The sequence below is a fragment of the Limnospira sp. genome, assembly GCF_051859755.1.
In the GTDB taxonomy this organism is placed as follows: domain Bacteria; phylum Cyanobacteriota; class Cyanobacteriia; order Cyanobacteriales; family Microcoleaceae; genus Limnospira; species Limnospira fusiformis.
On record NZ_JBIMLI010000025.1, the window covers coordinates 1 to 20,907 of the forward strand.

The following is a 20,907-nucleotide window of genomic DNA, read 5'->3' on the forward strand; positions in this document are numbered from 1 at the left end:
CATCAGACTGTCCCAAATGACTGACTAAAATCTGATAGCCCTTTTCTCTTAACTCTAATGCGTTCATCATGAAAAATTCCTGTTTACTGCTCCTGTAAAACCTCAATCAGCCACACCACCGGATTACGAATAGCTACCTTTAATTGGTGTTCATGTCTGCGAGCCGTCTTGAGCAGGGGCGATTGAGACAACACACATCTAAATATACCGCAACCATCACACCCCCTGCAACTGCGCCGCCACCCACTCGCACACCTGCACAAACCCCTCATCCACCAACTCCAGATGACTGTTGAGGATTTGCAGTGCTTCCCCCGGACAGTTGAGGAGTTCTTGAATCAGGGAGAGATAAGCCTGCACTCTTTGTTCATCCATAGCCGCGCACCGGGTAGGGAATAGCACTCCCATTTTACCCCATTCCAGAGACTCAGAAACGGGGTTTATTTCTTAAATCTTGGTGATGCGATCGCTATCCTACCAGAAACCCGCTTTCTTTGAGAAACCCGGTTTCTTGACACCCCACCGAGAAACCCGCTTTCTTTGAGAAATGTTGGCTAATTTAGGATTAGTCACAATCAATTACCTCGGATATTTGGGATAGGGTGAATCGGCTGTAAAAAGGTTTCTGGAAGCCTCCCTAATTATTCAACCGAGAAGGGGTGAGGAAATAGATAAACTTATACCAACCCCCGTTGGTTCACTTGCGCCTAACAGCAGAGTCCCTGGGTGGCGTGAGAGGCTGGGGTTGAAGTAAGCTACTGGAAGGCAAAAATGGCGGGAATTTGTTAACATCAGAAAAATGTTAGTTGAGCAACCCGAGTCCCATGGCGTTAAAGAGCGATCGCATTGTCATTGTGGGCGCTGGATTTGGTGGTTTAACAGCAACCCGCCTCCTAGCTAAGGCGGGCGCGAATGTGTTGCTAATCGATCGCAACTGCTACCATACTTTTATACCCCTACTGTATCAAGTAGCCACCGGGTTACTATATCCCCACCAAATCGTTTATCCCCTCCAGTCAGCATTCAAAAAATATCCCAATGTCGAATTTATCCAGACTAACGTTGACCGGATTAATTATGAATATCAATGGGTAGATACAGATCACGGACAAATCAGATATGATATTCTCGTTATCGCTACCGGAAGCCGTCCCCAATTAGATCACATCCCTGGGGCTGCTAAATATAGCTTAACTTTAAATACCCTAGAAGATGCGGCGGTTGTGCGCCATCATATCGTCGATCGCATTCGCCGGGCTATTTTAGAACCTGAACCCATTGATCGCGCCCGGTTATTGACATTTGTGATTGTTGGTGGCGGTCCGACCGGGGTAGAATTGGCCGGAGGTTTAATCGACCAACTCCGCGCTTTGTTAGGTTGGCGGCGGTTATTCCCCCTGGCGAAGGTGATTTTAGTACATTCCGGCGATCGCCTACTTCCCAACTTTTCCCAGGGGTTTAGCGCCTATTGTGAACGTCATTTACGCCAATTGGGGGTATCTGTCTGGTTAAATCGTCGGGTTTTGCGGGTCAACTCCCAGGGGGTAGAATTAGACACCGGAGAAGCGATCGCCGCCCCAACTATTATCTGGACAGCAGGGGTACAAGTCGATCATCCCAGCCAGCTTGACCAAATCTCTACCGCCGCCAAGGGTAAAATCATTGTGGAACCGATTTTACGAGTTCCCGATCATCCTAAAGTATATGCGATCGGAGATGTGGCTTTTCTCAGGCCTGATCATGGTCTTAGCGGTATCGCCCCGGAAGCTATCCAACAGGGGGAAGCGGTGGCGACCAATATTTTGCATCAGTTACGGGGAACATCTCCGCAACCTTTTCGTTATATTGATAAAGGCAAGGCTGCTATTATTAGTCGCTATGCTGGGATTTTGTCATGCGATCGCCTCAATAACACCGGATTTTTGGGTTGGCTAACTTGGTTAGTGATTCATATGTGTTATCTACCGGGATGGCGCAATCGCTTAACAGTCGGCTATAACTGGTTCTGGGATTGTGTTTTAGGACTGAGACTGCTAAAACCGATTATCCGCCCTTACCGGGAAATTGCCTTTTTAAATAGTCCTGATCCGGCTATCGAGTTTTTTAAGGATAAATCCCAAAGAAAGCGATCGCATTTGTTGTCTCAAGATAATTGGATTATGAATTATATTCCCCTAATTGGACGAGCATTTTTAGCCACCATTTTTATCAATTCATCCGTTAGCAAAATCTTGGATTTCGCCGCTACCGAGGAAATGATAGCATTGCGGGGATTGCCACATCCCAATTTAATGCTATTAGGAAATATTGTGTTTCAATTAGTGGGGGCTTTTTCTTTAATTCTAGGTTATAAAACCCGTTGGGGGGCGATTATTTTGATATTATTTTTAATCCCCACCACCCTAGTTTTCCACAATTTCCTAGATGATCCTGCTCAGAAAACGGCATTTTTAAAGAACTTAGCCCTAATTGGTTCTTTAATGATGGTTTCCTACTTTGGCCCAGGACCTGTTAGCTTAGATGAGAGGGTATAAGCCAAGGACCCAGCAATCATCGCGATTATAAACAATACCGGGTTAAGAATACCTAAAACTAGGGCGGTAATGGCGGGACCCGGACAGTAGCCAGCAATACCCCAGCCAATGCCAAAAATAGCGGCTCCCATGATTAAAGTGGGGTCGATATCTTGGCGAGTAGGTAGATAAAATTTGTTGGAAAATAGGGGGTGAGGAAGACGGAGGACAAACCGAAAAGCGATCGCTGTCACCCCCACAGCGCCGCCGAGGACAAAGATTAAAGTAGGGTCCCAAACTCCCACAAGATCCAAAAATCCCAAGACGCGATCGCGATCCATCATTTGGGATAAACCCAGCCCGAAACCAAATAAAATCCCAGAAACCAAGACAATTATATTTTCTTTGAGGTTCATAAAATTACACCCCTAAAACATGACGCATGATAAATACAGTAATAAAAGCAGTGGTCATAAATGAGAGAACTGCTATCAGCGATCGCATAGAAAAGCGACCCAAACCACAAACCCCATGACCACTGGTGCAACCGTTACCCATACGAGTACCAAACCCCACTAGAAAACCACCAATAATCATTAATAAAGGTACGGAATTTGACGGGGGAGTTGGTGGCGATGGAAATCCATATTCATAAATAGCAGCACCAGCTATTAAACCCAGAATAAATAGCCATCGCCAAGCCTCCTGGGATTTAAAAGTAATCGCCCCATTAACCATGCCGCTAATGCCAGCAATCCGACCATTAAAAGCCAATAATATGGTAGCACTCATACCAATTAAAACCCCGCCCATTAATGCACTTATCCAGTTAAAATCAGCCATATTACCTCCTGAACGATTAACACTGTTTCACCCTCTCAATTATCATGATTGTGAGAGTTTTTCAGATGTGCAACTATCAAGAACGTCTAATATTGAAACAGCACCAATTCTGTCGCTTCCAGAGAGTGGCGACGATCCAGCCATGTTGTTCTAACAAATCAGCGATCGGTTTAGCCTGTTCTAGCAAAATACCACTGAGAACCCCCCAACTATTAGGTTTAGTCAGACAGTCCAACTGAGGAATTATATCCATAATCACCTCAGCCAAAATATTGCATAAAATCCCATCAACAGGTCCTTTAGCACGCTTAATCAACTCCTCAACACTTCCCACCTCACTAATCATTTGTTCTGGGGATATATGGTTAAGGTCGCGGTTTTCATTAGCCGATCGCACCGCTAAGGGGTCAGTATCGACACCATAAACCTGAGTCGCCCCCAATAGGATCGCACCAATACCCAAAATTCCCGAACCACAACCGATATCAACAACAGTGATCGGATTTTCCCCTAATATTCCCAAACGCATTTCTAGGGACTCCAAGCAAAGCTGAGTAGTAGCATGGGCTCCGGTACCAAAAGCCACCCCAGGGTCAAGACGTAAAATAAGGCGATCGCTATTTTCGGGGGGAGTTAGCCAAGCCGGATAAATCCAAAAGCGATCGCCAATTTCCGTTGGTTCCCAATGCTGCTTCCAACTACTAGACCAGTCTTCCTCATCAATGAGATCCCATTGCACAATAGGGATAGACATTTCCATACACAAAGCATCCTGGCGCAGCAAAATAGATAAAGCCGCCAGGTCCAAAAGATGAGCTTGTTCTTCTGGTAAATAGGCACAAATCAAACAAGACTGATGTTTAGTTTGACTGGCTGTTCCCCGAAAGCCAAAATTTTCGAGTCGCCAGAAGACAGTTTCTTCTAGGTTCAAATCACAGACTACTCGAATTTCCCACCAGCTATGTGCCATATCAGTTACTTTTGGGGCCAGACAATATGCGAGCATTTAGCTCACTAGAAGTATGGGGATAATTTATCCCACTAGAGGTAGTGTGAGCATCTGATTCTCCACTTTCTCCAGTCTAGTCTGCCAGGAGCCATTAAGTCCAGCACCCTAATTTCCTTGAGTTTAGAGAGTTACCGTATAGGCATCCCGGATACCTGCTACTTTCATGATCTCACTCAACAGTCCGTCCGGCAATGGGTCATCTAAACTTAAAACCATCACCGCCTCTCCCCGTACAATTTTACGACCGACCTGCATACTAGCAATATTGACATTAAAGCTACCCAGCAGCGACCCGATTTTACCGATAATTCCCGGCATATCTCGGTGGAGAGTAAATAACATATAACGAGTCGGGGGTACGTTAATGGGGAAATCATCAATATTTGTCACCCGAATTTCCCGATCGCCCAATAGAGCCCCCGTCACCGAATGAGTACCTAAAGATCCCTTAGCTTCCAAATGCAGAGAGCCGGTATAGTCACAGACCGAAGCATCCCTAGTTTCAATGACCCGAATACCGCGTTCTTTGGCTTCAATGGTAGCATTAACATAATTAACCCGCTCCCGCAGAGCCTGAGATAACAAACCTTTCAGAGCCGCTACCACCACCGGTTTACTATCGCGATTGGCTAAATCCCCTTGTAAACGGATATCCAAGAAATCGACCCTACCTCCTACCAATTGGCTGACCAAATTTCCCAAGGTTTCCGCCAGTTGTAGATAGGGCTTGAGTTGTTCGAGAGCATCGGGATACAACCCAGGAATATTGACCGCTGAACGAGCTGGTAAGCCCAACAATACATCTCTAATTTGTTCAGCTACATCAATGGCTACATTAACTTGAGCTTCTTCTGTGGATGCTCCTAAGTGGGGAGTGAGGATCACCTTTTGACCCAACTCCCGCAGGGGGGAATTTTCCTCTAGGGGTTCGTTTTCATAAACATCTACCGCCGCCCCAGCAATTTGATCATTTTTCAGAGCTTCTGCTAAAGCTACTTCATCCACAATACCCCCACGAGCGCAGTTAATGATACGAGCTGTGGGTTTCATTTGAGCCAGAGCCTGTGCATTAATTAAATGATAGGTCTCCTCAGTTTTCGGCATATGTAGACTGATATAGTCTGACTCGCGGATCAGTAAATCTAAATCTACTAACCGACAGCCTAACTGTTCGGCGCGATCTTGGGAAATAAATGGATCATAGGCTAGTAATTTCATCCCCATAGCTTTGGCGGCGGAGGCTACATGGGAACCGATTTTACCCAGTCCCACAATCCCCAGGGTTTTTTTGTAAACTTCTACCCCAATAAACTGTTTGCGATTCCACTGGCCGCTTTTTACGGATACATTGGCTTCGGGAATATGGCGCGATAGGGCTAACATCATGGCTATAGCGTGTTCGGCAGCGGCGATCGTGTTACCTTGGGGGGAGTTAACTACGACAATTCCTTGGCGGGTGGCGGCGGGAACATCCACGTTGTCCACCCCCACACCAGCCCGACCAATAATTTTCAGCTGAGTACCCGCTTCTATTATTTCTTTGGTGACACGAGTACCAGAACGGATCATCAGGGCATCATATTCGGGAATAATCTTTACCAGTTCCTCAGCAGGTAGTCCGGTTTTGACATCCACCTGAGCCACCTGAGAGATAATGTCAAGTCCAACTTGATCAATCGGATCAGATACAAGAACCTTAGGCATGGTTGGGCTAATAAATTGCAACTGTAGGGGATTAACCACAACTTCCTTGATTTAAGGATTCGTGGTAAATTGAGAGAGTCTGTTGATGCAGATCTCGATCGCGGTAAAAATACCGCAGTGAACTATTCTAGCGTTAAGGGGGACGACCTACCACAAATTGTTCACAAAAATTTAGTAAATTTAGTTTGGATTGTCCCCAGCATCATGGCCCTTGATAATTAACCACAGAATTATGGTAAATTTACCAACCTTAACAGGGGGATCATGAAACCTAGTGACTAACAGAATTGCAGCCGTATATCCAATAATCTAATCATCATATATGAACTACCTAATTGCTGTTTTACCCGATCGCATTCAAGCTGAGGCTGCCTATTTGGCTTTAGAAAAAGACGAAATCCCAATCACTCAAGTGAGTATTTTAGGCAGAGGATACAAAAGCGCTGATGAGTTTGGCTTGATTGACCCCTATGATCCGGCCCGCAAACAGGTTAAACTTATGGCTAGTTGGTTGATTCCTTTTGGCTTTGTGGCTGGCTACACCTTTAGCTTAATCACGGGACTTAATACCTTTGCTTGGGCGGGGGAAATTGGCGATCATTTCATCGGTGGCATTCTGGGGGGCATTTCTGGGGGACTCGGTAGCATTCTCGCTGGCGGCGGGGTAGGCTTGATTATTGGCGGGGGAGATGCTGTACCCTATCGAAATCGCCTCAATGCTGGTAAATATCTAGTTGTGGTTCAAGGTTCGGAAACTTTAGTCCGTCAAGCTACCCGCACCCTCAAACAATTTAACCCGGAAAATATCCAGGGTTATAGTATCTGAAAAAGGCAGCAGGATCCGATAGCTTACCTAGCAGCTTGCACAATTACGGTTAGCTGTGCAAGCTGTTGGCTTGGCAATTAGACCAGAGTTTTATCCTTATATATTGGGTATGCTTGACGGCAAATATTGACAAATTGCCTACGTCCTCGGTAAGCACACCAGGCAAAAATCACGAGAGTTTGCCAACTCAGTAAAATGGATAATTCCCCGGTTCCTAGTGCGACAGAAATAATCAGAAATGTAAACAAAAAGCACCGGAAAAACTCTCCCGGAAATTCCATCCATTCGGTGTGTTTACCGACTCGATACACAATATAGGCGATCCAGCGAGCTAAAACTTGAGAAGCAAATAACATAATACCTATGCTATTTGTGGTAGTTACTATCAAAAACCCAAAACATTTACTTGCTTGTAAGCAGAAATATAGCCAAATTCGAGTTTGTTTGTCAAGGCGGTTATAACTCCAAAAACACCCAAATACAACGCTCAAAAAAGTGAGCCACAGGACACCATCTAAACCCATAGAACTGAGTAGGGATAAATTGATAGTTTTTGGGGTTAATTGAAGTTTTATCACCTCTAACAAGAAAAGTCCGGGTATTGCCAAAATTATCGCCCATAACCAAACCTGCAAGAGTTTGACACGATTTTTGTAGTTTTGATAGGTGGCGCTGAGAGTAGGTTTTTGCTCAAAAGTTTCGGCGATGATATCATTATCTACATAGCCATACTCGTAGATACACCAAAAAGATAAAAGCAAAAACAGCATCATGATTGATTGTAAAGCTGGATAAGGACTTATCCAAGCGATCGCCAAAATCAAGACTAACCAATCATCTGCGATAATGTTCTTGATGAAATATTTTTGGCCGGGGCGCTTACCGCGTTCCAGATACAAAAATGGAATATAAGCATCAGCCATAGCCGGGACATATTGAGCATCAGGCCACTGCACGAGATAGGGTGATGCTACAGCATCCAATAATACCTGATCATCTGTGGAATCTGTAATGACGGCGGCATTGGCGATTTCTTCGTCAGTTAATACTGCTTTAACTAACTCATACTTTCCCCGTTGACGATCAACCCCTCCCTGCCAAAACCGACAACTAATCACAGCATCAGGACAAAATTGTAAATTCTTAATAATGGGATTTATAATTAGATCAAAGCCGAGGGTAGCAATAACTATTTGTGAGGGGAATTGTTCAAGGAATTTTAGGATCAGTTCCTGGTTGATATAATTATGGGCAAGTTTCTGGGCTTGCTGTTGCCAAAAAATTAAAGTCCAGGGAAAAATTAGGGTGGAGATAATTACACGACACCAATCCCTTGATTGGTCTCCTTTGAGGGGTTGGGGTAACCAGTTCCAAGGCTTGAGAATATCTAGGGCAATTAATAAAACAGCCCCCAAGGTTTTAGGCTGTAAAGAATTTAGATATTCTTCTGTGGAGTTTCGCAGAAAAAGCGTTTCGTCCAAATCTACAATTACAAGTTTTCCTTGTAGTTCCATGGACATTGATTCGGGCTCTATTGTGGCCATAGGTTTTCAGAATTGATCAAGAAAATTTGATTTAGGGTGGAGTAAGCATTTAACGTATTCAGATTGTCTTGAGTGAAATTACGGATGTTACCATCATCAAATATATGCGATCATGGACTTAGTGGCTATAGCAGTCAAGAATAATCTGCGATCGCCTTGATCTGGAGATATCCTGCCCCTGGCTAAGGAAAAGGGCAGAAGTTGCTAATATTGACCGGTTATCTTTGACAACAGCTTCTAGGGGCTGCTAGTCAGATTGATGACTGGGTAGTGGGGTCAATTATACTTAATTGTGCGATTGGGCCGATCGCTGTTGGTGAAGGTAATCAAATACACTTTTATCACCAATATCAGAAGGAATGGCTTGGAAACACTTGCGGAGGGCAAAAATCCCGAATTGAATAGCCCAGAAAAACAACAAAAATTTCTGATTGATGACTGTCCACACTCCCGCCATATATCCCAACAGTAAGAGGGGGACTAGGGGAGTTAGCAGTTTGGTTTCCATGCGATTAAAACAAAAAGCCTCCTTAAAATAAATGCCTGTTAGAGCCACAAATGTAAAGCCGACACCGAATAAGCTATATGGCTGATTATAAACGGTGACGGCTAAGGGTTCAGGATCTGCGATCGCCACTACCAGGGTAGCAATACCCCCAATGAGCCAACAAAACTGAAGGAATCTGTGTAAAATAATTAGATAGATATGAATTGTGAACAGGCTAACTCCCAAAGCTAACCAGAACACAAGATAAATAGGGGTCAGCAGTTGCCGGAATATGGGGCTGTGTGAGTCCCATAAGACTAAAGCGGTCCCTAAACCAAAGCAGACGGCGGCGATCGCCAAACTAACTCTATATACTAGGACTCCCTGGCGATCGTCATCAGTGATGGTATACTCGCCAAACTGTCCTTGGTAGATCTGTGGCTGAGAGGTTGGTACTGTTTGGGTCACAATTTTGGTCTCCTGTTGATGATTCGGATCTATCCAGAACAAATTAAAGTAAGTTCTGTTGTTCACTAACCTAAATATTATGACAAAATTTCAGAAAAACTTAAAATCCGCCTCGACTCATCCCGAACCGTCTGACCTCAAGGGGATTCAAATTGATGAGACGATTACTTTTAATATCCGTAGTGGTAACAGTATAGACCGATTAGACCTCCCAGAAGATCCTCGTTTGTTGATGTTGGATGTCATCAAAAACTTGACTATAAGTGATATCGAAAATATCCCAGGTATTGATGACTTATACCTTGATTATTTGACCGATGCTGACCTGGAAATGGCGGTAGCTAAGACTGAAAAAAACTTGGGTTTTAAGCCTTCTTATAGTTTCCGAAAAAAACTTAAACTCTATCTGCAATATCTGAAAAAACAAATCAAGTTACCTTGTTATGTAACCGCAAGTGATGAATTTGCTTGGGAAGAAGAATATCTATTGTCTTCCGGTCGCAAAAAGGAATACGAGAAACAAAAAATCAACAATCCTTCCCATCAAGATACTTTTGAAATTCTGGGCTTTGCTGATAAATTTGATGAAGAATATGGCTTACAAGTGCAAGTCCGACGGGTTAGCGATGAGAAATTATTTACCCTAGACCTAGCGGATTTAGAATGCACAGATGAGGAGTCTGATAATTATCAATTAATTGAAGATTATTCGATCTGGTTTTTAACTTGCGCGGGAGATTGAGATGAGAATACAGCCCCAAGTGTCATGTAATCGGCGGATAATTAATAACTGCCAAAGAGATGAACGCTGGGGCTGTAGAGATTTTCTAAGACTGATAAATCCGGGCAGTATTCACGGTGGCTAATGCTTCCACGAGACTACGAACCGCTGCAATCATTGCTAATTCATTATCGAGGCGGTTGATAGCTGAACCGACACCGACACCGGCAGCACCGGCGGCGATCGCCAAAGGTGCTGTTACACTAGAAATTCCAGAAGCGCATAATACTGGAACCGATACGGCGCGGGAAATTTCCCGGGCGGCGGCTAGGGTAGGCGCAGCCTTTTCAATCAATCCTAAAGTTCCGGGATGCACAGGGTTAGCGCTAGTTCCCCCTTCTGTTTGGATAATATCCGCCCCAGCTTCCACTAAGTCTATGGCTAATTGGACTTGTTGATCCAGTTCCAAAATATGGGGAACTGTTACGGATAGGGTAATCTCAGGAAGTAGCGATCGAGTTTGACGGGTCAACTGCAACACTTCGGGGGCTTCAAAGCGCCGTCCTTGGGCGTAGAAAGCATCAAAATTCCCAATTTCAATCAGATCAGCGCCAGCTTCCACACAGGGGAGGAACTTTTCTGGTTCTACGGCTGACACACAAATAGGTAAATGGGTCAAATCACGCGCGATCGCCACTAATTCCGGGTCAGCGGCAATATCTACAAAGGTCGCGCCGCCTTGAGTTGCTGCTTTCACCACCGCCACCACATTGGGGCGATGGAAATTCATTAAACCGCTAATTACTTTCAGCCCTTGGCCTCGGTTAAAGGCTTGCTGTAGAGTAGAGTTGATCATTGTCATTACTTAGGCTCTATTTCCGATATCGATTTATTTTGACACAGAGCGGAAACACTGGGGCTGCTGAAATTTATAAATATCTGCGATCGCTTTTACCCAACTGTCTACCACCGACTCCAGTAGGCGACTCCCCTTCTCTTCTGTAGCCGCCGTTGCGTCTCCCAACACACCACTAGCGCTTAGATCCCGCGTTACCCAAGCAAAGGGCAATTTTCCTTCCATACTCAGTAAACTGTCGGAGGGTAAGCCGTGGGGAAACTCTCGCACCGCCTTATCCCGGCGTACCACATCCGGCAAAATTGATAACATCACACTGGTTTCTATGTCTCCGGCGTGAATCCCTAATTCCAATTCTTCCGGGGAAAATAGTTCTTTGGCTATGTGGGGAACCCGCCACACAAACAGGGGAAATACCATGAAATCTTCATGCTGTTGATGCAAGTCTCGCGCTACCATGTCTAAAATCTGGGGTTGTCCACCATGAGCGTTCAGAAATACTAATTTGCGGAACCCCGCCCTATATATACTTTCCCCTACTTCCATTAATACTGATATTAAGGTTTCAGAGGTTAAGGTGATGGTTCCCGGAAAGTGCCAATGTTCGTTAGATTTGCCGTAATATAAGGTAGACAGGGCATAGGCGGGAATAGTGCGATCGAGTTTTTCTAGGGCTAGACCCGTCACGGCGGTAGCAATAGCAGCATCCACAATTAACGGTAAATGGGGGCCGTGTTGTTCTATAGCCCCAATTGGTTGGATAATTACGGTATTTTCTGGATCGGGCATTTCCGCAATTTCTGTCCAAGTTAGGTAAGGGAAAAATCGATGAGGGGGGATAAAATTGTGCATGGTTTTCCAGGTAATTTTCACCAAAAATTGATAATATTTTGTAATCTCAGGAAACTAGATCTTGATCATGGTCTGCATACCTACCTAAAGACCAAGGGCATGGTACAATCAGACCGGGTTCACTTGCCAATATAGTAGGGGCGGGTTCTGTAATCATCTATATGGAAGTCCCGATTCTTTAGAACCCGCCCATACAAGCATATTCTTTAATCATCTATATGGAAGTCCAGACTATTTAGAACCCGCTCCGTATAAGACGATCGCTCGTCAGCAGCTTAGGCGGAATGAGAGCCGCCGTCTTTTTAGATCGGGGTGCTGACACTTGTTATGGTTGATATAGACTATACCCAAAATTTTATGCCAAAATTGACATAAGAAACTCAATGGTGAGTTCTCAATCCTGATGAAAATCAGTTAATCGATAGGAAAACCGATTCCATTTGCTCTCTCCAGCCATTTTATATCAAACTGTAACATATTATGAACTTAGACGATCGCTCCAAACCCCATTCCTCGAACTCCCCTAGAAGTTTCAAACCTCAACGCCAGATGGAAATCATTGGTCAACTCCTAGATGGAAGGTATCGAATTGTACAAATTTTGAGTTCAGGAGCATTTAGTCAGACCTATCTAGCCGCAGATACCCGCCGTCCTGGTCATCCTCAATGTGTGGTTAAACAACTGCGTCCCCCTAGTAATAATTCCAAAATCCTGAAAACAGCCTTACGCCTATTTCGACAGGAAGCAGAAATCTTAGAAAAGCTAGGACGCAACGATCGCATTCCCCTATTATTAGCCTATTTTGAGGATAATAATCACTTCTATCTAGTCGAAGAATTTATCGAAGGACATCCCCTTCATAAAGAACTAATTCCCGGTCATCCTTGGAAAGAAGATCTAGTGATCGAACTCTTAGAAGAAATCCTCAATATTTTAGTATTTGTTCACCAAAATGGCGTAATTCATCGAGATGTTAACCCCTCTAATTTAATTCGCCGCAAATCAGACCAAGCCCTAGTCTTAATCGATTTCGGTTCCGTCAAAGCCGTGACTAGCCAACTGGCTGAGGAAAATAATCAACCCATGCGAACGATCGCCACGGGTACACCCTCCTATATGCCGATCGAACAATTCCAGGGAAACCCCCAATTTAATAGCGATCTCTATGCTGTGGGAATGATTGCTATTCAGGCTTTAACTGGTTTAGAAGGCTCAGATTTGCCCAAACTCCAAGATCCTAGCCTATCTATATCTGGAGAAATTGCCTGGCGACAGCGGGCGCGAGTTAGTAACGAATTAGCTAGTATTATAGATAAAATGGTGCATCATTACTATGGGAAACGATATAAATCCGCTATTGATGCGATCGCTGAATTAAATCAACTCACCGGAAAAACCGGGTTAGTTAACCCAACTTCCCCAAATCATCCCCCCTATAAAACACACAAACCGCGACGAGACATATCCTTAAATCGCCTCTGGACTGTAGTGGGAATAGCGGCAACCGGATTAGTCGGTTTAATCGTGATATTTGGCTTATTTCAAGTGTTAAGCCGCCCCGATCCTGTCAAATCAGAAGCCGCCCTAAAAAGAGGGGTAGAACGTCTGGAAGCGGGAGACCCAGAGGCGGCAATTAAGGCTTTTACTCGGTCAATCCAGCTATTTCCTGATAATAGTGAAGCCTTCCGTAAACGGGCTAATGCTTACTATGATCTCCAGAAATATGAGCAGGCGATCGCTGACTATACCCAAGCCATTAAACTTGATCCTACTAATCCTGACATCTATTTTAACCGCAGTTTAGCATACCATCAAATGAGAGATTTTGGTAATGCTATTAATGACCTAAATCAAGTGATCCGTCTGAACCCAGAAGATACAGATGCTTTTTATCAAAGGGGACTCGCCCATTATAGCCAAGAAAACTACGAAGCCGCCATATTAGATTATACCGAAGTAATTAGGCGACAACCAAACAATAGTGAAGCCTATCGCGCTAGGGGAAGCGCTCACGTTAAATCTGGTAACTTACAAGCAGGAATGGCTGATTATACAGAAGCAATTAGACTCAATCCCGAGTCGGCTGCTGCTTATTATAATCGGGGTCGCGCTCGGTTTCATTTAGGAGATTATCAAGGTGCTTTAGCAGACTATAATCAAGTGATTAGTTGGGAACCAGATAATGCTGAAGCATACGGGAATCGTTGCAGTACCTACATCAATTTAGGGAATTATGAGGCGGCGATAGAAAGTTGTAGTAGATCCATTCAATTAAACCCCACAGCTATGGATTATAATAATCGCTGTATTGCTCATCTGAATGTGCAAAATTATGATGCAGCTATTGGAGATTGTACTAAGGCGATTGAGTTAGAACCTAATAATTCTAAGGCTCACAGTAATCGGGGGTTAGTTCACTCTTTGGCTGAGGATTATGAGGCGGCGATCGCTGACTATAGCCAAGCTATTAGTCTGAATCCTAATGATGCTGAATCATACAGTAATCGCGCTCAGGCTCATGCTGAACTTGGTAATTACTCTGAGGCGATCGCAGACTACGCCCAAGCTATTCGCATCAGACCTAATTTGGCTGGTGCTTTTTATGGTCGCGGAATGGTCCGAGCATCTTTAGGCGATCGCCGAGGTGCCATCAGTGATTTTGAACAGGCTGGAAAACTGTTTTTAGAGCAAGGTTTGACCGGGGGATTTCGGGATTCTCAATATCAAATTCAGCGATTACAGTAACCTGGTTTTTATCTAAAATTTATCCCAGATATTGGTTGGTAATTTTGTGGGACATTAGCCAAATCCTCTAACTCTATCTATAACCTAGTCATGACTAATCAATACCCTCAAAACTCTCTAAGTATCAGTGATGTTATCATTGCCGGGTTTCGGATATATCGAGACCATTTTAAACAATACTTTACTATGGCTTTGGTCGGCTGTTTATGGCTGATTGTTCCCGTTTATGGTTGGGCTAAATGTCTCGCCACTTTAGGAGCGATCGCTCGTTTAGCCTTTTTTGAAGTGAGCGAACGCCCCGAACCTCCATCAGACGCTAAACGCTACACTAACAAACGCCAATGGAGTTTTTTAGGACAATTACTGCTCGTCGGATTAATTATCATTGGCATTTTCATAGGTTTTAGTATGGTTCTTGGTACGGCAATCTTCATATTTATGAAACTGAATATTGAGACTTTTTGGTTATCATGGTTGATATTTTTATTGGCAGTATTTGGATTTATCATCTTATACCTGGGGTTGATGTGGATATCAGCCCGTCTGTATATATGTGACGTGATTCTCGCATTAGAAGACCAGACCAACGCCAAAAAGTCGATCAAGAATAGTTGGGAAATCACCGAAGAATCAGAGTTTCAAATTATGGGTATTTTTATAGTCGCAGTTTTAGCAACCTTACCCTTCCCCATAGCGACTCGGTTTATTTTGTTACTCAGCCGATTACTTATCAATTCCCTAGTTACGGCTGAGGTAGCAGTTGGGCTGAATTTATTAGTTTTATCAACTGTTTTAATTGCTATGGGGGCGCTGACTATCCCCTTCTTCAAATCCATTAAAGCCGTGATTTACTACGACCTCATCAACCATCAGGATGAACAGGATTTAGTCACAGATAACCCCAAAATCTTGGAAATCTGAAGGTATTTATAAAATTTTGTTTAAGAAAATCGCCCTAATTGGTCGATTCCTGTATAATCCTCACCATAGGAATTGTCTGGCTGGTGAATTAAAAGCAGATTCCTGGATCCCCCCCTAAACCCCCCTAGGTGAAGACGATCAGCATTTCTGGCTTTGGTGAAATCAAGGATACCAAGAATCTGTAATTTTGGAGACAGTCAAAAATCCTATAGCTGCATCTATAAATTTAGTCATGACTAATAAATATGCTCATAAATCCCTCAACTTGGGTGATGTGATTAGTGCCGGATTTCGTATCTATCGAGACCATTTTAAACAATACTTTACTATGGCGTTTTTCGGCATTTTATGGCTGATTGTTCCCATTTATGGTTGGGCGAAATTTGCGGCGATTTCAGGAGCGATCGCTCGTTTAGCTTTTTTTGAGGTGAGCGAACGCCCCGAACCAGGAGCAGACGCTAAACGCTATACAGACAAGCGCAAATGGAGTTTTTTAGGGCAATCAATTCTGGTAGGATTGATGATTATTGGGGCTTTTATAGGTTTAGCCATAGCTATTGGAATAGCCGGATTATTAGTATCTATCCTACTGAGTCCCGAAAGTTTGGTATCATTATTACTAGGATTTTTATTAGGAGTAGTCGCATTTGTCATGTTTTATGTGGGGTTGATGTGGATATCAGCCCGCCTGTATATATGTGACGTGATTCTAGCCGTAGAAAACCCGATGACTGCCACCGGAGCAATTAGCAAGAGTTGGCAAATAACCAAAGAATCAGCCTTTAAAATTATCTGGATTCTGATAGTCGCAGGTCTAGCCACATCCCCCATTGGCGTGGTTCAGTTGATGATACAAATCACCCGATTATCGATAAATGCCAATGCTCCCGATGAGATCACAATTTTGGTGAACTTGTTATTTTTGCCTGTGTTAACTGCAATGAGTGCGCTGACTTGGCCGTTTTTCCAATCCATTACAGCAGTGATTTACTATGACATAATCAGCCGTAATGGGAAACAGAATCGAGTCACCGATCGCCCCAAAAAGCCAGAAATCTAGGGCTTACGGTCAGAAATAGAAAGGCTATAAGGATGTTGAGACTGTTGGCGATCGCCAATAAAAATCCGATAAGTCCCGCGAGTACCATAACCGGAAAACTGTAAAATAGACCCAGAGGGACTCTCCGGGAGTACACAATAGCGACCAGCCGGACCATCAATCAGTAAAGTGGGAGCCCCAGCCGTCTGTACAGTAATACTCCAATATGGTAGATCCTGAGTCACATCCAGAATATGATTAGGACTCTCAGCGATCCAACCACAGTCTCGGCTATTAGAACTTCCCCCCGAAGTTCCCGATAAAGTGACAGCCACCCCAGGAGAAACCGATCGCCTGTCAGCCAAAGCCGACTGCGCCGCAGCCAGAAACAGGGAAACCCCCAGAAGTCCAGCGGTGAAAACTTGACCCAAGTTAATATTAGTCATAACCCACCCTCTTAATCTCCTTGTACAATGGTAAAGCGTTGTTTTATATCCCCGGAGGAGAAATCCCTTGAACTACCAAGACGACCCGAAAATCAATCGTCGCCTCGAGGAACTCGAAGCCGAAGTTAACCCCAATGCACCCATAAATCCCACCCCCTCCAACTTAAACAGCAGCCTAAAAACCCTATATGGTCAGTTGATGGCGCGGTTCAAGAGATTACCCAAAGCCGGACAGATAGCCGTAGCCAGTGTGGGAGTCATCGCCGGGTTAGCCCTATTAAAAACCCTTGTCGAATTAATTTCCTTAGCCATAAGTCTTGCGGTAGTCGGGGTGATAGTGTACATAGGTTATCAAGTATTCAAATCATCCCAAAAACCCAAGATTTAAAGAAATCTGCTTAACCCATCATCAAAGATTCAGACAAAGGCAATTATTAATTATGGCTAGTCCGACTGCAAACCGACCCAGCATCGACCAACCAACGCCTACCTGGCAAAAACAAGCCAAACAACTCCCCTTTTGGGTGCGTCGCTGTAGTGCTTGGGCGGTCGAGATCTCCCTAGTAATCGTGGGGGGATTAGCCCCATTGACCATCGGTGCGATTGCTAATCGCGGTTCTGTGTCAGTCCCCCTCAACCCAGTAGTAAGAGGAACAGCCGAAACTGTGGCAGCTACCTTGGGACTACCAATGCGCGATCGCCAGCCCCGTGTATCTCCATTGACGAATTTCTTTTGGTCTGGTGCCTTAATTTTGCCGATAGCGATCGCCTCCTGGCAGCTTTATCTATTGTCCACCACCGGACAAACCCTTCCCAAACGCTGGTTTGGGGTTCGTGTAGTCAACTCCAGACAACTCCCCCCCGGATTTTCACGGATTATCGCCAGGGAAACCATCGGGCGTTGGGGCATTCCCGTCGGTATCGCCTATCTAGTTTGGCAAGCGACAGGCGCATTCCCCAATCTCCTGGTATTTATGGGGTTATCGGGAATTATGCTCGTCGCTGACGGACTAATGGGGCGGCGCTTCCACAGTCGCACCGGACACGATTTGCTGGCTGGTACTTATGTACAACCCGCGGCGACTTCCTTCTTTACCAATCCATTTACCTCCTACGACTGGGAAGAAGAAAACCAATCCGTCAAAGCGATCGTCTTGACCTCTAAGCCAAAACTCCCAGAGTGGAATTTATGGCAATGGATGCGACAATATCCTGGCTTAACCCTAATTATCGTCGGTAGCGCCAGCATGGCAGCGGTTTTGGGAACCTTTATTGGTACTCAAGTTTATATTCAAAATCAAGCCAACCTTCGCGCCTCCCAAAATCAAGATAACGAAATATTCCTGGCGCTGGTGGGTCGCCTTTCTCCCACCGCCAACACCGACCCCGCACAACGGCGGGGAGCAATTTTAGCTTTAGGAACCCTACAAGACCCCCGCGCTGTTCCCCTATTGGTGGATTTACTCGGTCAAGAAGATGACCCCATATTGCTAGAGGTGATTCAACAGGCTTTGGTGAGTACAGGTCCGGTGGCTTTACCTAACATCCGCAAACTGAATCAAGCCTTGAGAAATGACCTCGATTTCATGAGGTTTGGGGCGGACCAACGGCAAAGACGTATTGTTTCCCAACGACAGCAGGCTACTCAAAGGGCGATCGCCAAAATTCTCAAAGTCTATGGCGGTTTTATCCAACAAGCCGATCTCAGTCGTGTTCATCTCGGTCAAACTACCACCCCTCCCGCTCAGTTTACCCTCGTACTAGACCAAACCGACCTATCTGGGATCAGTTTCCGCAGTGCGATCATGACCCATGCAAATTTCCGTAATAGTCGCTTTGCTTCACCAGGACCTGACGGACGTTTTAACACCTTTGACGACTTGATCTCAGACCTCAGCGGCGCTGATTTGACCTCTGTTGACCTGACAGGCGCTTTTATGAGTCCCGTCATCATGCGGCGCACTAACCTGTTAAATGGGACCCTAGACCGCGCTAATTTATCAAATGCTGATTTGAATGGCAGTAATTTTAGCAGTGCTAGTCTGATTGGCACTAACCTAGAAAATGCTAATCTAAAAGAAGCTAGTTTGACCGGAGCAGATATCACTAACGCTAATCTGTCACGCTCAGACCTCAAATTAGCCCGTATGAGTCAGATTAACGCCCAAGGAACCCAATTTATGTTTGCTGACCTCCGGGAAGCAGATCTACAAAGGGGTTCCTTATCCGGCGCTGACTTCCAAGGCGCTAATCTTCAGAATGCTAACCTCAGTCAAGCTCAACTCACTGGCACTAATTTTAGAAACGCTAGGTTACAAAATGCTAACCTGAGTAATGCTGACCTGAGTTTAGTTAACCTACAGGGTGCTAGACTACATGGCGCAAATTTTGAGGGGGTGACCTTTGTGGTTAATCGGGAAACTCGCACTGATGAGTTTATCGAAGAAACCCATCAAGGTGAAACCTCAAACCGAATGCAGGGGGCTGATTTTTCCAGAGTGCAAAACTTGAGTGATGCTCAAATTACCCATATCTGCAATCAAGGCGGAATTCATCCTAATTGTGGGTCATGAAACGGCTTTTAAATGCAGTTAGATTCAGTGGTATGGTCATAAGGGATTAACTACTGAACCCCCCCAGACTCCAGCTTTATTTTGGTTAATTCGGCTAATTTCACCGTAAAAAATAGACACCCAAATTGTTCCATATTGGCTAAAATCATGACCGATTCTATGGCACCTATTCCCTTTGTTGATTTATCCTTTCAATATCAGGAACTTACCGATGAAATTGAAAAGGCAATTCATGCAGTAATTGGACGCGGAGATTTTATTCTGGGACGCGCTCTGCAAGAATTTGAGGCGGATTTTGCTACAGCCTGTGGTGCAGAATATGGGGTGGGTGTCGCCTGCGGAACTGATGCGATCGCCATCGGTTTACAAGCCTGTGGGGTGAAACCAGGAGACGAAGTTTTAGTCCCAGCCAATACCTTTATTGCTACCATTATTGGCATTTTGCAAGCCAGAGCCAAACCCGTTTTGGTAGACTGTGAATTAAACACCGCTTTAATTGATATAGCCGCAGCCGAAAGGGCGGTCACCGAAAAAACTAAGGCGATTTTACCAGTGCATCTATATGGTCAAATTGTCACCCCTAGCCAACTGCTGGACCTAGCCCTAACTCATAACTTAATTGTATTTGAAGATGCGGCACAAGCTCATCTGGCTACCTGCGAAAACTATCGCGCCGGTTCTATCGGTCGCGCCGCCGCCTTTAGTTTCTACCCTAGCAAAAATCTAGGCGCTTTTGGTAGTGGGGGTATGGTGGTGACTTCCGATGAAACCGTAGCTAAACAGGCGCGAATTCTGAGGAATTATGGCGCACCGGAAAAATATCTACATACGGAATTGGGAACTAACAGCCGCTTAGATACTATACAATCCGCCGTTCTTAACGTCAAATTGCGTCATTTACCAGGGTGGAACCGCGATCGCAATTTAGCCGCCGAACAGTATGATGTTCAATTGATGGTACTCAAAGAATATGGCATTATCCCCATTTACAACTACAGTGAAGGCGGTCATGTTTATCATCTGTATGTAATTCGTGTGACCGAGGAATGTTCCCTCACTCGCGATCAACTACAAGCTAAACTGAATGAATTAGGGGTGCAAACAGGTATTCACTATCCCATCCCCTGTCACCTGCAACCCGGTTATACTGATCTGGGATACAAAGCTGGAGACTTTCCCAAAACTGAAACCCTCAGCCAGCAGATTCTATCTTTACCCATGTATCCTGGAATTACCAGTGATCAGATTAATCGGGTAGTCGCAGCTATTCGCACAGCCTTGGGAATTAAAAATGAGTAGGTGCGAGATGTTCGCGACCAAATAGGGACATCGAATCAGGTGGGAATGTGGCTCGATTACA

19 protein-coding genes are annotated in these 20,907 nt (G+C 44.7%); 9 read left to right on the forward strand and 10 right to left on the reverse strand.

Annotated features, from left to right (window positions below; genetic code table 11):
• Window positions 1–216: 216 nt before the first annotated feature.
• The gene (locus ACTIE0_RS06675) at window positions 217–408 is read right to left on the reverse strand and encodes a hypothetical protein (protein WP_006623694.1); all 192 of its coding nucleotides are present in this window, start codon (window positions 406–408) and stop codon (window positions 217–219) included.
• A gap of 398 nt (window positions 409–806) precedes the next feature.
• Between ACTIE0_RS06675 and ACTIE0_RS06680 the strand changes: the two genes are divergently transcribed.
• A complete protein-coding gene (locus ACTIE0_RS06680) occupies window positions 807–2,534 on the forward strand; it encodes an FAD-dependent oxidoreductase (RefSeq protein ID WP_315690195.1) in 1,728 nt (575 codons plus the stop codon).
• Here the strand turns inward: ACTIE0_RS06680 and ACTIE0_RS06685 are convergent.
• The 4 genes from ACTIE0_RS06685 to serA all read right to left on the reverse strand — a co-directional run bounded on the left by ACTIE0_RS06685 (window position 2,492) and on the right by serA (window position 6,069).
• Window positions 2,492–2,929, reverse strand: a complete 438-nt coding sequence (locus tag ACTIE0_RS06685; RefSeq protein WP_006623692.1) for a DUF6691 family protein — start codon at window positions 2,927–2,929, stop codon at window positions 2,492–2,494. The genes ACTIE0_RS06680 and ACTIE0_RS06685 overlap by 43 nt on opposite strands.
• A 4-nt stretch (window positions 2,930–2,933) precedes the next feature.
• Window positions 2,934–3,356 carry a YeeE/YedE family protein gene (locus ACTIE0_RS06690; protein ID WP_006623691.1) on the reverse strand — a complete coding sequence of 141 codons (423 nt, stop codon included), beginning with the start codon at window positions 3,354–3,356 and terminating at the stop codon, window positions 2,934–2,936.
• Window positions 3,357–3,432: 76 nt separating this feature from the next.
• A complete protein-coding gene (prmA, locus tag ACTIE0_RS06695; RefSeq protein ID WP_006623690.1) occupies window positions 3,433–4,326 on the reverse strand; it encodes a 50S ribosomal protein L11 methyltransferase in 894 nt (297 codons plus the stop codon).
• Between the two features lie 159 nt (window positions 4,327–4,485).
• Window positions 4,486–6,069 (reverse strand): phosphoglycerate dehydrogenase, encoded by a 1,584-nt coding sequence (gene serA, locus ACTIE0_RS06700; protein WP_006668563.1) that lies wholly within the window; start codon window positions 6,067–6,069, stop codon window positions 4,486–4,488.
• Between the two features lie 322 nt (window positions 6,070–6,391).
• On the opposite strand from serA, the gene ACTIE0_RS06705 reads away from it, so the two are divergent.
• Window positions 6,392–6,895, forward strand: coding sequence for a hypothetical protein (locus ACTIE0_RS06705; RefSeq protein WP_006623687.1), 504 nt, complete (start codon window positions 6,392–6,394; stop codon window positions 6,893–6,895).
• Window positions 6,896–6,972: 77 nt separating this feature from the next.
• On the opposite strand, the gene ACTIE0_RS06710 is transcribed toward ACTIE0_RS06705, so the two are convergent.
• Window positions 6,973–8,439 (reverse strand): haloacid dehalogenase-like hydrolase, encoded by a 1,467-nt coding sequence (locus ACTIE0_RS06710; protein WP_318286140.1) that lies wholly within the window; start codon window positions 8,437–8,439, stop codon window positions 6,973–6,975.
• Window positions 8,440–8,725: 286 nt separating this feature from the next.
• A complete protein-coding gene (locus tag ACTIE0_RS06715) occupies window positions 8,726–9,394 on the reverse strand; it encodes a DUF2301 domain-containing membrane protein (protein ID WP_006668565.1) in 669 nt (222 codons plus the stop codon).
• A gap of 79 nt (window positions 9,395–9,473) precedes the next feature.
• Between ACTIE0_RS06715 and ACTIE0_RS06720 the strand changes: the two genes are divergently transcribed.
• Window positions 9,474–10,136: a calcium-binding protein gene (locus ACTIE0_RS06720; protein WP_006668566.1), complete on the forward strand. Its 663-nt coding sequence runs from the start codon at window positions 9,474–9,476 to the stop codon at window positions 10,134–10,136.
• Between the two features lie 85 nt (window positions 10,137–10,221).
• Here the strand turns inward: ACTIE0_RS06720 and ACTIE0_RS06725 are convergent, their stop codons facing one another.
• Window positions 10,222–10,977: a DUF561 domain-containing protein gene (locus ACTIE0_RS06725; protein WP_006668567.1), complete on the reverse strand. Its 756-nt coding sequence runs from the start codon at window positions 10,975–10,977 to the stop codon at window positions 10,222–10,224.
• A 27-nt stretch (window positions 10,978–11,004) separates the two neighbouring features.
• Complete coding sequence (locus tag ACTIE0_RS06730) at window positions 11,005–11,823, reverse strand: creatininase family protein (protein WP_006668568.1); 819 nt, start codon at window positions 11,821–11,823, stop codon at window positions 11,005–11,007.
• A 480-nt stretch (window positions 11,824–12,303) separates the two neighbouring features.
• Here ACTIE0_RS06730 and ACTIE0_RS06735 point away from each other — a divergent pair, with 480 nt between their 5' ends.
• From ACTIE0_RS06735 to ACTIE0_RS06745, 3 genes are all read left to right on the forward strand, one after another.
• Entirely contained in the window at window positions 12,304–14,568 is a 2,265-nt protein-coding gene (locus ACTIE0_RS06735; protein WP_006668569.1) for a tetratricopeptide repeat protein, read from the forward strand.
• Window positions 14,569–14,658: 90 nt separating this feature from the next.
• Entirely contained in the window at window positions 14,659–15,489 is an 831-nt protein-coding gene (locus tag ACTIE0_RS06740) for a hypothetical protein (RefSeq protein WP_006668570.1), read from the forward strand.
• Window positions 15,490–15,721: 232 nt separating this feature from the next.
• Entirely contained in the window at window positions 15,722–16,549 is an 828-nt protein-coding gene (locus ACTIE0_RS06745; RefSeq protein WP_006668571.1) for a glycerophosphoryl diester phosphodiesterase membrane domain-containing protein, read from the forward strand.
• Here ACTIE0_RS06745 and ACTIE0_RS06750 read toward each other — a convergent pair.
• The gene (locus tag ACTIE0_RS06750) at window positions 16,546–16,974 is read right to left on the reverse strand and encodes a hypothetical protein (protein WP_006668572.1); all 429 of its coding nucleotides are present in this window, start codon (window positions 16,972–16,974) and stop codon (window positions 16,546–16,548) included. The genes ACTIE0_RS06745 and ACTIE0_RS06750 overlap by 4 nt on opposite strands.
• Window positions 16,975–17,041: 67 nt before the next feature.
• Between ACTIE0_RS06750 and ACTIE0_RS06755 the strand changes: the two genes are divergently transcribed.
• From ACTIE0_RS06755 to ACTIE0_RS06765, 3 genes are all read left to right on the forward strand, one after another.
• Window positions 17,042–17,362, forward strand: a complete 321-nt coding sequence (locus ACTIE0_RS06755; RefSeq protein ID WP_006623674.1) for a hypothetical protein — start codon at window positions 17,042–17,044, stop codon at window positions 17,360–17,362.
• Window positions 17,363–17,414: 52 nt separating this feature from the next.
• The gene (locus tag ACTIE0_RS06760) at window positions 17,415–19,547 is read left to right on the forward strand and encodes a pentapeptide repeat-containing protein (protein WP_006668573.1); all 2,133 of its coding nucleotides are present in this window, start codon (window positions 17,415–17,417) and stop codon (window positions 19,545–19,547) included.
• Window positions 19,548–19,694: 147 nt separating this feature from the next.
• A complete protein-coding gene (locus ACTIE0_RS06765; RefSeq protein ID WP_006668574.1) occupies window positions 19,695–20,846 on the forward strand; it encodes a DegT/DnrJ/EryC1/StrS family aminotransferase in 1,152 nt (383 codons plus the stop codon).
• The last annotated feature ends 61 nt before the right edge of the window (window positions 20,847–20,907 follow it).